Source organism: Endozoicomonas sp. ALB032, from assembly GCF_049310125.1.
In the GTDB taxonomy this organism is placed as follows: domain Bacteria; phylum Pseudomonadota; class Gammaproteobacteria; order Pseudomonadales; family Endozoicomonadaceae; genus Endozoicomonas_A.
Genome location: NZ_JBLYNW010000001.1, coordinates 722,457 through 738,420 on the forward strand (window position 1 = coordinate 722,457; position 15,964 = coordinate 738,420).

Genomic DNA, 15,964 nt, shown 5'->3' on the forward strand with positions numbered 1-15,964 from the left:
CCACTCTACAGGGGACAATTCTCCCGTCATTCCCGCGAAGGAGAGGCTGTCGCAAAACTCTGGTTCCCGCCTTCACTCCTGTCATTCCCGCCTTCACTCCTGTCATTCCCGCCTTCACTCCTGTCATTCCCGATTTCATTCTCGTCATTCCCGCGAAGGCGGGAATCCACACTGACTCACCACCAGAACCATACTGCCCGGTGCTCCCCTGGCCTTGTCATCCCCGAGAAGGCAGAGATCCACCGTTGGCGCTGGATTCCCGCCTTCGCGGGAATGACGAACTCAGAGCATGGGAACGAGCTGTTGGAGTTTTGCGACACCCTCAGAGCGTGGGAACGAGCTGTTAGAGTTTTGCGACAGCCTCGAAGGAGCGTGGGAACGAGTTGTCAGGATGGCCTTATGGAACATTTATGGGCAGCTATCATCAGAGGAATAAATATTCTGAGTCAAACATCGAATTCAAATTCACGGTGTTCAAAAACTCATCGGCAATTTTTGTCAGATCGTCGGTTCTGAGCACCAGAGCATTATCGGCGTTGAGTGCCTGTCGTAAGCAGTCATCCTTAATCGATTTCTCAAACTTATAATCGCTATCAATTTCACCCATCATGGTATCCAGCTCTTCTGGTGAGGATGGATCATGGGTGCCATAGTTGTAATTGTATTGGGACCTCCTGATGTGAGCATTCACCCAACAATACGTCAAACTGGCGTTTTTTGAGTGTGTCACTTTATAGAGGTAATGACTGAAGGCCTGCTGAATTATCGGGAAGCATCTGCGTTTTAATTCCTCAAGCCTTTCGTCTTCATAGGGCACACCAGGGGACTTTGTTTTGATTTGTTCCGATAACTGCTGCAATTCCGGGCTGTTCTCAACGACTCGTTGAAACAGGACTTTGCTCTTTTCAACAATCATTGTCTCTGCCCAGTGAGGTTCCCCCAGGATAATCACCCTGCGGTGGTTAGTATTGCCCGAGATTAACTGCCCAAACGCGGGATGTTGCAGCAACATTCGTTCTATATCCGGAACTCCCTCAGGTTCGTCTGTCCAGGAGATCTGTATAGATGGGCTGGCTATTTTATTTTCAAGGAGTGACGAAACGCCATCATGAGAATGATCAACGATCAAGTCAGTACCTTCTCTCTTTACGAAGCTTTCATAAGTTAACCGCCATAGCTGGCTATTTTTTTCTGCGGACAATAATTCCTTGTACCACTTTTTAAGGCAATGTCCGGCTTTAAACTTAAACTCATCGATACCTTCGAGACTCACCAATAGTTCATGATGTTCGTCAGCATCTATAATTTCGCCGTCAGAGGTTGGCAGTGGGTCCAGCCAACCCGATTTCAGGGCTTCACGGGCAAGGTGAATCACCGAAGGCTTGCTCAGGTCGCTGTTTTTCAGCAGATCCACCATTGAACTCAACCACTGCCGAGGGTTTGCTTTGCCCTGAACAATCATTTGTGAGTGTAACGATTTGAGTGGTTCAATGACCTGATCTTCATTACTCTCGGACAATGCTTGTGCTATCACCTCCGACATCCTTTTACCGGTATGCTCACCGGTGCCATCAAGAACATCGGTCAGCTGCTTGATGAGATGGCCTGATGTTGTTGTCTCCATTGACTCTATGATTGAGACACTCAGGGAAAAACTGGTTAAATCTCCTTGCTCCCAGAGCTTCCTTGCCAATTCAGGAAGACTCAGATGGGTTTCTGGCAATGCACTGTTTGTCTCAAGCGCTTCTTTCAGTTCCTCAAAATTTATGTCAAGGGCTTTAGCCAAAGCTTGCAGTTGTGCCAGATTTGCTGTTTTCAGAAGATCCTTAATCTTCTTTGACTCAGTGCTGGAAACACTGATCCTTCTGGTGGTCTGGAAGACAGATTCGATCTCTGTTGTATTTGCGGGCGCTCCGCCCAAATCCACTGAATCCCAGGTTTGCCGTTCATCCGGAGAATACTCGGCAAAGGCGTGGGCCCGGCTATTAATTTGCCGACAGGGAATCCCGAAGTAACGACATAAAGCAACAAAAACAGGCACACGATGACGACAGCTACCTTGCCGCTGTGTAACAAGGAATTCAAAGAAGTTCTTATTGCTCTCTGGTTGCGCATCTCCGGCAAACTGTCGGCAATATTCGCTGATCGCCTCAATGCGCTGCGTCGTGTTTTTAGCGTTTTTTATTTTCCATAAAGGCAGCTGTTCTTCGGTTGGGTCTTGCGGGTCTTCAATGGTCTCAAACAATCTGTCCAGTACTGTTTTCATACCTTCTGAACAGTGGATATCAAAATGTGTTGATTGTTCTGGCCGGACTCCTTTAGCAGCTGTTTTGTTGTTCGATTCTCTGGGTTCTACGACATAAGTACACTGAATACTCTGGTTGGCTCTGGGCTCTTTAATAGACAGTATGTGAAGCCCGGTATATCGACCCCTGACCAGGGTAAATGCCAAATTGGGTTCCAGACTCAGGGCCACGATATAGTCGTTAGCCCTCAGGCTGGGCAATGGATATTCACCATTAGCATTCTCTGATGACAGCTCAAGGGTCGCCAGCGTTTGATCTCTGGCTAATGTCACTGTCTGGTCACGCCCGGGTAACGATGTTGGTATGAGGGTTTCGAACCCCTGAAGATGTTCATCATCAAGATCGATCAGTTTGACATACCCCTTAGCCGTCACATAATTATCAGTTGCCTGCCAGCGATACATGTGGCAAGAATGGTCCTGCGTATCAAAAATTTTATAATCGTTAAGCTCTATCTTCAGATCCTCATAATTCGTCATTTGGTCCAATGTCTTGGCTTTTTTCTCCTCGACTTCCGGGTTGTATCTTTCAGAGTCGTCAACCCATTGGTTCGGCAGATCACTGATCTGATGCCAGAACCCGGACCAAAATTGAACTTCATTGGCGTTCCATGCAGCTATCCGCTGATCAGCCTTGCGGACATAAGACAGGGAAGCCGGTGCTTTCAGCGTTTGTTGCTCTTCTTTCGTCATGGAGAAGACGCAATTAACGTCCACGCCCGTCTGGCCAAATTGAACACCAAACCAGCTTTGTTGCCAGTGTCGGTAGAGTGCCCGGGTGAGTATGTCGTACGACTGTTGAGGCTTCAGGGGAAGACCGGACGCCTGCCATTTTGCCTGAGCCACCCTCTTGATGATTTCAGTTTTGACTTTTTCTGGATGCAGACAAGTGTTAACACGAATTTCATGGTTTTTTTCATCAATACTGTTGCGGTCACTGTGTCGTATCAACCAGGGGCGATCAATGCCCGATACCGTTTCATTGAACCAATGGCAAAGATCAGACTCCAGCGCTCCTTCACCTAAATTCGGGAGCGATGACCCGGGCAGTTCCGCCAGCGATATTTTGGCGGCCATCAGATAAAGCCGGTAGTGCTGATTGAAGCATTGAAGAAGTCTCTTGTCGGTCAAGGCGCCCTCTCTTGCAACCGCCCTGGCGACATTCTGCAGATCAAGGCTGGTCGGCTGCAGCGACAGGTTTTGCTGTTGCAGGTAAGCCCTTAATCGACAGTGTTGCTGAGTCAGCTCTTTAGCCACGATTTTCCCCTCCGGGTTCTGTGGCAATACTTTCCCGGCAATGGTCTGCAGTTCTGTCGGGTTATACTGCCGGATGGGCAGATGTCTGAAACGCCCTTTCAGTGCCGGTGACAAGGGTTTGCGCCCGCTGTACTGAGGCGGGTTGATGGTGGCGAAGAGATGGAAGCCCGGATGAGCGTCACCGGCCAGAATATCGTTTAACTCACCTTCCAGATGCTGGCTGTCGATCAGATTCATTTCCGAAATCACTACGATGCCGCCATCGACTTTTGCCTTCTGGATCGCTTCACACAGTTTGTCCCAGGAACAGTCACAGGCATTCAGGGGGAAGACCTCAGGCATGGATTCTCCCCGTTGCCTGGCCTGCTGTCTGACAGTTTCAATCACCAGGTTCAGCGTGGCATCTTTACCCCGCCCGGCCGGACCTTCAATCAGCGTTGCCTGACGGCCGCCGTGTTTTATGCCGAGATGATAAGCTTGCTGAGCGCGGCTTAAATCCTGTCCCAGTCTTTGCACCAGCTCAATGACTGCTGATCCGGAGGTATCAAACTCAGGTCGGATTTCTCTGGTGACTGTAATGAAGGTCTGCTGAATATCTGACAGGGTCTGGTTACGAACTCTGTCGCTCAGGGTGTTCTCCGGTTGGAATCGGGCAGTAAACCAGATTTCCAGTGCCGACAGGGCATCCTGATGAGTTTCGGTGATTTCCGGCCCCAGTACATCCCGAAAACTCTGTTGGATCAAACTGTTTATTTGCTCACAGGTCACACTGCCGCGAGCGGGTTGGGCACGATCCAGATACCAACCCACCCAGCTGCAGATATCGGTTAAATCCCTGGGGGTAAACTCATGCCCGGGCAAGAGTTCCTGATAATATTTCCAGAGTACCATCACACTGTTGCTGGCACTGTGTACAATGTCGTTTATTTGCTGCTCCGGCAGATGCCGTTGTAAATGCCTGACCAGAGCCGGTTCCACCACCCTGTCCCGGAGGAATGCCTGGTCTAACCGTGGGTAGTAAGCTCTGGGCAGTTTCTCTCTCAGGGCCGGGCCCATTTGGCGCCCGGCGTAATGATCCGGGTTACCGGTGAGAATCACCCGGTGTTTCGGGCCGACATTGACAGGATGACCATTGACGTATACGCACGGTTGCGGTTCCCATAAGCCGTTCAATGATGCCAGCAATCCGGCTTTGGCCAGGTTGGCTTCATCCAGAACCAGAGTGACATAGTGTCCATCCTTCCCGGACGGAGTGTTGGCCCATTCCATCAGCGCCCGGTTTTGCAGTGTCATGGAACGGTCACCCTCGGTGTGCTCTTGCCACTGCCAGCGTTTCATCAGGGTTTGTTCGCTGTCAGAAGGCCCAAGTGAAATGACCGCAGCCTGTCCTGAAGCATTCGCCATTTTGGCGGAAAAGTAACTTTTTCCAGTACCGGTTTCTCCCTGCAGGAAGATAACGGGAGAATCCGCAAAGCGTTCATGGAGTCGGGATAATCGTCGGCTTTCACGATCCTTCTGGTTCGTCAGGCCGTGATAAAGATCATCGGCCAGTGCGGATAAGGGCTTATCCGTGGACCCCGTCCATGCCAGTGATTCAGACAGTCGATTTTTTATGTGCTCAATGCCTGCTGCGTCAGAATTGGCTGTTCTGGCTATGTAAAAGCAATCGCCAGCCAGAGATTGAATGCCATGGGATCGGGTCTGCCCTGGTGACAAAGCTAACTGCCAGCCAGAAGCCAGTGCATCCTGCAAACGTTTAATCTGTCTTGTGGGTCTGATGGTTAACGATTGCCAGGGCTCTGCCGCCGCCGGGTCGACTGCCAGCTGATAGGCCATTGCCTGGCGTTTTTCTTCAGGCGCATGGGCCAGGACAATGGCACAGAATCTGTCCAGAGCTTCCTTTTCACCCTGCACTGGAAATGGACTTTCATAGGACACTTGTAATTCACTGTCCTTAAATACCGCCGGATCAAAGGCTCGGGCCAGTTGCCAGAAGTTCTGCTTCATAAACGTTCTATCCAACCGCAGAGCACCATTGATGATGGTAGCTAACTGATCCGGGTCTACCGAGGTGGTTTGATCCTTAACCGGCGTCGTATGAACATCGGGCAGTGAATGCCAACAAGCCACTTTCATAAAATCGCGCACGGACGGATGCTGCCGGGTGCCATGGGTAATGACGCTATTGATAGCCTTGCGCCAGTGGCCGGGTAAAAGCAGTGGTGACTGGTCAACCTGCTGTACCCGTCGGGCAGCCAGTATCAGGTTATTCAACAAGTCTTCGGTAATTTCAGGCAAAGGGTTACAAAGGTGAGCAGGTACGGTATTAAACGCATTGTAAACTGAGTAAAGTGCTTGTTCTGGCAATTCAGTCCGGGGGATATCATGCCTGTCCGCATTGATATCCCAGATATCGAAGTCAGGACATGGGTCAGCCGTGGCGACCATCGAATCCAATACCGAAGAGAAGCCCATCACGGACTTGGGCCAGAGTATTGCGACAAGGGCTTTTGGGAAGGCCTGTAATTGGCCATTCACCAACAGAGGTTGCCCTACAGCCAGGGGTTCCAGAAGTTGCTGAAGCATTGGATTAGTTTCCAATCCCCGCAATAAAACCGGCGTGCCAGCGATTAATGCCTTCTGCAACCCGCTCTGACGTCGCCCAAAATGAGCCTTTTGTTCCGAAGTGATATGGATATTATCAAAAAGCTGGCTGAAGCTGGTCTGTTCATTGATCTGGATGACCAGAGGTGCTTCCTGCAGATAATTGATCCAGTGGCTTGCCTGGGCCTGTTGATGATAAGTGACGATATCAAAGGCAGTGTGCTCTCTGGTTTTGTCCTGCAGGCTGGACACAGGCTGCCCATCGTTTTCTGGCAATCCAAGGGCTTTCGGCTGTTGTTTTGAGTGCATCACCTGAAGTCGGGGCTCCAGGTCACTCGTTTCGCGAATAGTCTGCAATGAACCCAGCAAACGAAACCATAGTGCCTCATTAAGGGCAGAGGTTACAGTGACTACACCACCCGCCCGAATTTGTTCCAACAAACAGTTGTTAGGGGTTGCATAGCCTTGCGGGGAAATAGCAATCGGGTTCAGCCACTCACTAATGTTACTCTGGTTAATGATGATCGGGTGTCCTGAAGCGTCACCCTGGCAGGACAGGGTTTGAAACAGTGAGTGAAGCTCATTACTGTCTACCGACATTTGATAAAACTGAACATCGTCGGGTAACCCACAGATCTTGCCATTGCTCTCAAAGCAGTGCTGCGCCAGTATCTGTCGAATCGTCTGTTCAAAAGCCAGGTCCTGCCAGTTGGCCCCTTTCAGAATGACCCGTTGCCCGGCCCTCAAACACTCAAGCCTGCCGGGGATGTGCCGGATTCGCCCCTGTTGATCCACTCCCGGCCCGCCCAGCAGCAACTGTCGCCAGCTGGTGTGCCTATGGCAGTTAATTAAAACGGTACTGTCGTCATCCATAGCACTTTCGGCACAGGGGAGTTCAGCCAATAGCGGGGGAACATTGTCCAGGTTCATTGATGAGTCATTGTCGGTCTGAGCCTCGAACTGCCAGGTATTTCCCGGCCTGTTAATTCGCCGCCAGAAGTCAGCACCCGGAGCGCCGACCGCGGGTGCATCTTCACGCAGACCAACCGATGCCAACTGCTCAGGGTCGGCCAGGACCAATAGCGAAACATGCTCGCCCAAAGGGCGTTTCTTCTGACTGGCTTTGTCGAACAGACAGGGAGTATCCGGGTCCAGCAGATCGTTAAATTTTGGCAGCTCTTCGCTGTTGAGTTTTCGGATATCCATCACCAGTGTGAGTGGCTGTGAACCTTCGAACAGCTTGCCCGAACTCACAGTGTGGCGACCATCGGCGGAAATGCTCAACCGGCTCACCAGGTTAGCCTGTGCAAGATCATCGGGGTGGGAAATAAGGGTGACATCCCTATTCTCATCGCCAGCCCGGGCAACTAAAAGCTGTCGAACCTCATCATCACTGGCGACAAAACGAAAATCGAAAGAATAAGGGGCCTTTGGGAGCGTGCAATCCATAGAGAATACGGAACTCGCTCTGTCAGGCAACATCAACGGATTTGATGATGTCTTGGTTTGGGGAGTGACACCAGAGCAGACCTCTGCAATCTTAGATGATGAATATCCTCCCTGTCTCTTGGCTGGAGGTAAACTATTTTCAGCAGAAGGTTTGCATTTTTGCCCAACAATACGACCATCCATAGTGAATCTCCTACCTGTTATTTGAAGGACTGCATTGCCATTGTTTAATGGTATGACCTTCAGACAGGATGGAAGTTCCGTCAGGATAGTTATACCAATCGAACTTTCTAACTCCCTATTGCGCTGAAGATTTGAGCCTTAATCCTGCGTTGGCGATCGTCGCCATAGCTAAGGCTATGACTCCTCACGCCGCCTTGTCTTAAGGCTCAAATCTCCATGCTCATTGCGGGAGTTAGAAAATACGATTGGTATTACCCGTATCCATCACAAATGGGATGGACTTTTGGGATATTGAGGTTGTTAGCTCTCCAATGCGTCAGAAAGCGAATTCAAATTCACGCTGTTCAAAAACTCTTCGGCGATGGTTGTCAGCTCATCGGATTTCAGCACCAGAGCATCGCTGGCGTTTTGCGCTTGTCGTAAATAAGCATCTTCAACAGATTCCTGGAACTCGTCAGAGCTTCTAATCCAGGTCATCATGGCATACAGCTCTTCTGGTGAGGATGGATCGTGAGCGCCATAGTGGCAGCACTTTTCATCATTAGGCCCTTTGACAGCATGAGGCCCCATAGCAGCATCGGCCCAGCAATACTTCAAGTAACCGCCTTTCGAGTTTGCCAATCCATAAAGGTAGAAACTGAAGGCTTGCTGAATTGACTTAGTGCATTTGTTTACTAAATCACTCTGCGGTTTTTGCGCCTTAATCGACGACTCATGGAGCTTCAGAGCAGAGTTATACCTGTTTTCAATCTCAAGCCTTTTTTTCTCATAGTCATTTTTTTTACTTTGATATCGCTTATCAAAAAAGCCGGAGTGCCTGCATTCTCTATAACTATGTTCTTTCTTCAGTGCTTCCATATCATCGTCAAATTGTTTTTTGATCTGATTGTATTGATTCATTTTTTCAAGAAGCGGCTTCAGGTTGTCCGGGTCGCTGGCAATCATTCGTTGCAACAGAGCTTCAACCTTTTTATACATCGTTGTGTCGTTCCAGTATGGTTGCCCCAGGATAATCACCGGACGTTGGTTCGCCCTGACCGAGCTTAACTGCTCAAACGCTGGATCATGTGCCAGCAATCTTTCTATATTTGGAATACCCTCAGGTTGGTATGTCCAGGATTTTTGCAAAGACGAGCTGGTAATTTTACCTTGAAGGAATGGCGAAACCCCATCATGACTGCGAGAGACGAGTGAGGCATACTTTTTATTCGTTTGGAAGCTGCTATAAAAGAATTGCCACCTGTGGTTGTTTTTTTCCCTTGACAATAATTCCTTATACCATTGTTTCAGACAATGACTGGCATCAGCCTTCAGTTCATCGACGCTTTCCAGACGGACCAATAGCTTATGATGTTCAATTTTCTCCTGCCCCGGGAATATTTTTACCGGCACCAGATCCAGCCAACCCGATTTAAGGGCTTCACCGGCAAATTGAATAACCGAACGTTTGCTTAGGTCACTGCCGTTCAGTATTTTCACTATTGATCTCAACCAATATTCAGGGAGTGCTTCGCCCTGAACAATCATTTTTACATAGAGTGATTTGAGTTGATTAGAGACCTGATCTTCATCACTGTCAGACAATATTTGTATTACGGCTTCCGTCATTGGATTATATCTTCGATCATTTTCGCCATACACATTACCGATCAATTCCAGCCCTGAATCGTTCAATGCTTTTGTCTCTAGCGAATCTAAGATTGAGACGCCCATGGAAAAGCTGGCCAAATCTTTTTTCTTCCAAAGTTTCAGTACCATTTCGAAAGGTTTTAGTTTGGTTTCTAACCATGCAGTGTTTGTCTTATGGGCTTTTTTTAGCGCCTTCTGGCTAATCTCCAAAACATCAGTTAGAGCTTGCTGTTGTGCTGAATCAGCATCTTTAAGGAGATTGTTAATGTTAATCTTGTTTGGCCAGCTGCTGGAACTACCGGCCTTGCTGCTGTGCTGGAAGTCAGGTGCGATTTCTGTAGACTCGACAGGCGCTCCGCCCAAATTCACTGACTCCCAGGTTTGGCCTCCATCCACGGAATACTCACCAAAGGCGTGCTTGGGGCTCTGAATTTGCCGACTGGGAATCCCGAAATAGCGACAAAAAGCAACAAAAACAGGCGCACGATGACGACAGCTACCTTGCCGATTTGTTACCAGGAATCGAAAGAAATTTTCACTCTCATCTGGTTTAGCTATACCAGAGAACTCTTTGCAATACTCCGTGATTGCGTTAATTCGTTGCCTGATGTTTTTAGCGTCTATTATTTTCCGCAACGGTGCCTGTATTTTGGCGGGTTGTTCGTTGATGTTATCAAACAGTTCCTTCAGTACGGACCTCACGCCTTCTGAACACTGGACGTCAAAAAAGACTTCTTTAGCAGCCTTTTTTCCGCACGGCTTTCGGGGTTCTACGACATAAGTACACTGAAAACTCTGGTAGGCTTTGGCCAGAGGAATAAACAGTGTATGAAGCCCGGTATATTGGTCCCGGATCAGTTTAAATGGCATATAGGGTTCTAAACGCAGGGCCACGATAGTGTCGCTGGCCGCCAGGCTGGGTAAGGGACACTTACCATTCCTTGGTGATACCTCAAGGGTCCCCAGCGTTTGATCTCTGGTTAATATCACTTCCTGGTCTTTCCCTGGCAACTGTTTAGGAGTGAGGGTTTCGACCCCCAGAAAGGGTTTGCCATCAAGATCGATCCGTTTGATTTCACCCCCGGCGGTGACACGAATATCTTTTGCCTCCCAGCGATACATCGTAGGGGAATGCTGCGTATTAAAAACTTTGTGAAGCTTAGTCCCTGAATTATCCCGATCCTCATAGTTCGTTCTTCGATCCAATGCCCGAGCTTTTTCTTCCTCGACTTCTGGATTGTATGGCTCAGGAGCTTCATCACCGCTAATAGCTGATGCTTCCTTAATAAAATCGTTTACCAAACGGTTCGGCAGAGCGCTGATCTGATGCCAAAATGCGGGCCAGCATTGAAGGTCACGGGAGTTCCATGCCCGTATCTGCTTATTAGCCTCCTTAAGATAAGGCTTGCAGTCCCACATTTTCAGTGTTTGTGCCTGTTCTTTGGTCAGGGGAAATACACTATTAGCGTCCACTTCGCTAAGGCTAAAATCATCAGCGAACCAGCGTTGCTGCCAGTGTCTGTAAAGTGCCTGTGTGAAAATATCGTCCGACTGATCCGGATTCAGGGAAAGACCGGATGTCTGCCATTTTTTCTGAGCCACCATCCTGATAAGTTCCGTTTTGGTTTCCTCTCCAGTCGGACCAGTCTTGATACGAATTTCATGGTTTTTTTCATCAACACCGTTGAGATGACTGTTTCGAATCAACCACGGACGGTCAATGTCCGATACCGTCCGATTGAACCATTGGCAAAGTCCGGAATTAAATTCACTTTTCCTCATGGCAAGAGCCGAAGACTCAGGCAGTTCCTCTAGCGATATATTGGCGGCCATCAGATAAAGCCGGTAGTGCTGATTGAGGCATTGATGAACGGCTTTTTCGCTAAAATCGCCACCTCTGGTGATAGCTCTGGCAACATTCTGTAAATCAAGGCTGGTGGGCTGCAATGGCAGTTTTTTGTCTTGCAGGTGAGCCCTTAAAAGACAATGTTTTTCTGTCAGCTTTATAGCGGCTGATGTCCCTTGTGAGGACTCTGGCAACACTTTTTCGGCAATGGTCTGTAATTCTGTCGGGTTGTACTGCCGGATGGGCAAATGTCGAAAACGTCCTTTCAGTGCCGGCGATAAGGGTTTTCGCCCGCTGTACTCAGGCGGGTTGATGGTGGCAAACAGGTGGAAGCCGGGATGGGCGTCACCGGCCAGAATATCGTTTAACTCACCTTCCAGATGCTGGCTGTCGATCAGATTCATTTCCGAAATCACCACGATGCCGCCATCGTCTTTTGCCTTCTGGATCTTTTCGCACAGTTTGTCCCAGGAACAATCACAGGCATTCAGGTAATAGACTTCCGGCATGGATTCTTGCCGTTCTTCAGCCAGCTTTCTGACACTTTCAATCACCAGGTTCAGCGTGGCATCCTTGCCCCGTCCGGCTGGACCTTCAATCAGTGTCGCCTGACGACCGCCGTGTTTTCTTTCGTGATGATAAGCCTGCTGACAGCGGTTTAAATCCTGTCCAAGTCGTTGCGCCAGTTCACGGACTGCCGATCCGGAGGTATCAAAGTCTGGTCGGATTTTTTCGCTGACTGTACTGAAGGTCTGCTGCATTTCCTGCAGGGTCTTGTTATGAACTCTGTCGCTCAGGGTGTTCTCCGATTCGTAGCGGGCAGCAAACCAGATTTCCAGTGCTGACAGGGCGTCCTGATGTGTTTCGGTGATTTCAGGGCCCAGTACATCCCGAAAACTGTGTTGTATCAAACTGTTTATTTGCTCACAGGTCACACTGCCGCAAGCGGGCTGAGCACGATCCAGATACCAGCCCACCCAACTGCAGATGTCCGTTAAATCCCTGGGGGTAAACTCATGCTCTGGCAGCAGCTCCTGATAATGTTGCCAGAGCGCCATCACACTTTTGCTGGCACTGCGTGCAATGTCGTTTATTTGCTGCTCCGTCAGATGCTCTTGTAAATGCCTGACCAGGGCCGGTTCTACCACCCTGTCCCGAAGGAATGACTGATCCAGGCGAGGGTAGTAAGCCCTGGGCAGTTTCTCTTTCAGGGCCGGGTCCAGTTGGCGCCCGGCATAATGATCGGGATTGCCGGTGAGAATCACCCGGTGTTTCAGGCTGACCTTGACAGGATGACCATTCACATAGATGCAGGGTTGTGGTTCCCATAAGCCGTTCAATGACGCCAGTAATCCGGCTTGGGCCAGGTTGGCTTCATCCAGAACCAGGGTAATGTAATCTCCGTCTTTGTCGGATTCGGTTTTGGCCCATTCCATCAACGCCCGGTTTTGCGGTGTCATAGAACGGTCGCCGTCGGCGTGTTGTTGCCACTGCCAGCGTTTCATCAGGGTCTGTTCACTGTCTGAAGGTCCAAGGGAAATGACTGAAGCTTGTCCCGAAGCCCTGGCCATTTTGGCAGAAAAGTAACTTTTCCCGGTGCCGGTTTCTCCCTGCAGGAACAGAACGGGAGAGTCCGTAAGCCGGTCATGGAGTCGGGACAATCGACGGCTTTCGCGATCCTTTTGACTTATCTCGCCGTGATAAAGATCCCGGGCCAGTGCTGACAAAGGCATATCATTGGAGACCGTCCATTTCAGTGATTCAGACAGCCGAAGTTCTATGCGTTCAATGCCTGCTGCCTCAGAAGTTGCTGTTTTGGCAATATGAAAACAATCAGTGGCCAGCGCTTGAATGGCATCGGATCGGATCTGTTCTGATGGCAAGGTTAACTGCCAGCCAGAAGCCAATGCATCCTGCAAACGTTTAATCTGTCTTGATGGCCTGATGGTTAACGATTGATGGGTCTTTGCTGCTGCCGGACTGACTTCCAGCTGGCAGGCCATTGCACCTCGTTTTTCTTCAGACGCATGGGCCACGATCAGGGCGCAGAGCCTGTCCAGAACTTCTTCCTGATCCCATTTCAGAGATGAACCTTGATAAGACAGTTGTGACTGTTTAAAGACTTTCGGGTCAAAGGCTCTGATCAGAGGCCACAGGTTTTCCTTCACAAACTCTCTATCTAACGACAGGGCACTTTTGATGATGGCGTTCAAGCGATCACGGTCTACCGAGGCGGTTTGATTCTCATCTGGCAATAGCTGCCGACAAACCACTTTCATAAAATCACGCACGGACGGATGTTGCCGGGTACCATGGGTGATAACGCTGTTGATGGCCTTGCGCCAGTGACGGGGTAAAAGCCTCAAGGACTGGTCAACCTGCTGTGCCTGCCGGGCCGCCAGTATCAGGTTATTTAATAACCCTTCGGTTATTTCAGGCAAAGGGTTGCACAGGTCGACGGGGACGGTTTCAAAGGCTTGGTAAAGTTCATTAAGTGCTTGTTCAGGCAGTTCAGTCCGGGGGATCTCATACCTGGAGGCGCTGATATCCCAGAGATCGATCTCGGGACAGGGTTTACCCGTGGCAAGCATCGAGCTCAATACTGAAGAGGGACTTTTTGCAGACTCAGGCCAGAGCACTGTGACACGAGCTTGTGGGTAGGCCTGTAATTGACCATTCACCAACAGAGGTTGTCCTGCAACCAGAGGTTCCAGCAGTTGCTGAAGCGCTGGATTACGCTCGAGTCCCCGGAATACCACTGGCTTGCCAGCGGTTAATGCCTCCTGCAACTTACTCTGACGGCGTCCAAAATACGCCTTCTGTTCCGAGGTGATATAGATATTATCAAATAGCTGGCTGAAGCTGGTCTGTTCATTAACCTGAATGACCAGAGGTGTTTGCGGCTGTTGATTGATCCAGTGTCTGACCTGGGCATGTTGCTGATAAGTGACGGTGTTAATGGCAGCCTGATCGCTGACTTTTTTCGGTAACCCGGGCAAAGGGTGCCCATCCTGTTCTGTCAATCCCAGGGCTTTTGGTTGTCCTTTTGCATAAGCCACCTGAAGTCGGGGCTTCAGGCCAGTGGTTTCGCGAATAGTCTGCAGCGAGCCTAGCAAACGAAACCAGTTTTCCTCATTGAGGGGAGACGTAACGGTGACGGTACCCCCCGCCTGAACCTGTTCCGACAGACAGCTGTTGGGGACTGCATAGCCTTCCGGGGCAATGGCAATCGGGCTCAGCCATTCCCTGATAGTACTCTCGTTAATGATGATGGGATTTTGTGGTGGTTGCTCTTGAACAAGTCCTTCGTCGTCTTGTTTGTCACCTTGTTTTTCTAAAGAGCAGGACAGGTTTTGAAACAGTGAACGAAGCTCGTCATTCCCTACCGGCATCTGATAAAAGTGAACATTGTCGGGTAACCGACAGACCTTGCCATTGCTCTCAAAGCACTGCTGCGCCAGCATTTGCCGAATCGTCTGTTCAAAGGCCAGATCCTGCCAGTTGGCCCCTTTCAGAATCACCCGTTGTCCGGCCTTCAATAACTCGAGCCTGCCTGGGAGGTGCTGGATTCGTCCCTGTTTATCTACGCCAGGGCCACCCAGCAGCAACTGTCGCCAGTGTCTGTGCAGGTGACAGTCGATAACAAGGGTATTGTCGTCATCCATGGCGCTTTCAGCGGAGCGTTCCGCCAATACCGGAGGCACCTCGTCAGCGTCCATTGCCGGAGCATTGCCGGTCTGTGCCTCGAACTGCCAGGTATTGCCCGGTCGATTAATTCGCCGCCAGAAATCAGCACCGGGTGCATCTTCACGCTGGCCAACCGATGCCAGCTGGTCAGGGTCTGCCACCACCAGCAGAGCAACATGTTCACCCAGAGAGCGTTTCTTCTGGCTGACTTTGTCGTATAGACAGGGGTTATTCGGGTCCAGCAGGTCGTTAAATTTTGGCAGATCCTCGCTGGAGAGCTTTCGGATATCCAGCACCAGAGTCATGGGCTGTGAACCTTCAAACAGCTTGCCCGAACCCAGGGTGTGGGGACCGTCACCGGAAATGCTCAAGCGGGTCACCAGGTTAGCCTGTGACAGGTCATCGGGGTGGGAAATAAGGGTGACATCCCGATGTTCATCGCAGGTCTGGGCAACCAGAAGCTTTCGAAGCTCATCATCACTGGTGACAAAACGAAAATCGAAGGCATGAGGGGCCTTGTGGAGTGAGGAATCGGTTGAGGCCAGGGTTCTGGTTTTGTCAGGAAAGTTTACCGAAGGTGATGATTTATTGAGTGTGGAAGCGATACCAGAGCAGGCCTTTGTAATCTTTGATGGTAAACCCTGCGTTGCTCTCTTGCTTGGCACTGCGCTATCAGGCATGTCACTGACAGGCACGTCACTAAGAGAAACGAGGTTGTTTTTTTCACCACCAATACGACTATCCATAGCTAATCTCCCTACTGCCATCTGGAGGATTAAATTGAGACTGTTTAATTATTTGACCGTAAGATAGGACGAAAGTTCCGCTTGGAAAGTTAGCCGTAATGATTGATGGAAATCACTGTGACACTCCCCGCCTTGTCGAGGGTGTCGCAAAAGGGTATGGTCAGCAGGATATATCAAGATCGTCGTTCCCGCGCAGGCGGGAACCCACCACGAACAGTGGATCTCCGCCTTCGCGGAGATGACGGTTTGAAGCTTGAA

The 15,964-nt window shown here is 49.9% G+C and carries 3 protein-coding genes; all 3 read right to left on the bottom strand.

What is annotated here, in order from left to right; genetic code table 11:
• Window positions 1-26 precede the first annotated feature (26 nt).
• The 3 genes from ACO6VG_RS02110 to ACO6VG_RS02120 all read right to left on the bottom strand — a co-directional run bounded on the left by ACO6VG_RS02110 (window position 27) and on the right by ACO6VG_RS02120 (window position 15,706).
• On the bottom strand, window positions 27-170 hold the full coding sequence (locus ACO6VG_RS02110; RefSeq protein ID WP_422413414.1) for a hypothetical protein: 144 nt from the start codon (window positions 168-170) through the stop codon (window positions 27-29).
• A gap of 254 nt (window positions 171-424) precedes the next feature.
• The gene (locus tag ACO6VG_RS02115) at window positions 425-7,798 is read right to left on the bottom strand and encodes an AAA family ATPase (RefSeq protein ID WP_422472467.1); all 7,374 of its coding nucleotides are present in this window, start codon (window positions 7,796-7,798) and stop codon (window positions 425-427) included.
• Window positions 7,799-8,098: 300 nt separating this feature from the next.
• Window positions 8,099-15,706: an AAA family ATPase gene (locus tag ACO6VG_RS02120; protein ID WP_422472469.1), complete on the bottom strand. Its 7,608-nt coding sequence runs from the start codon at window positions 15,704-15,706 to the stop codon at window positions 8,099-8,101.
• Window positions 15,707-15,964 lie beyond the last annotated feature (258 nt).

Coding starts and splice junctions, on each gene's coding strand:
- ACO6VG_RS02115 (WP_422472467.1), bottom strand. CDS start 7,798: ATGGATGGTCGTATTGTTGGGCAAAAATGCAAACCTTCTGCTGAAAAT.
- ACO6VG_RS02120 (WP_422472469.1), bottom strand. CDS start 15,706: ATGGATAGTCGTATTGGTGGTGAAAAAAACAACCTCGTTTCTCTTAGT.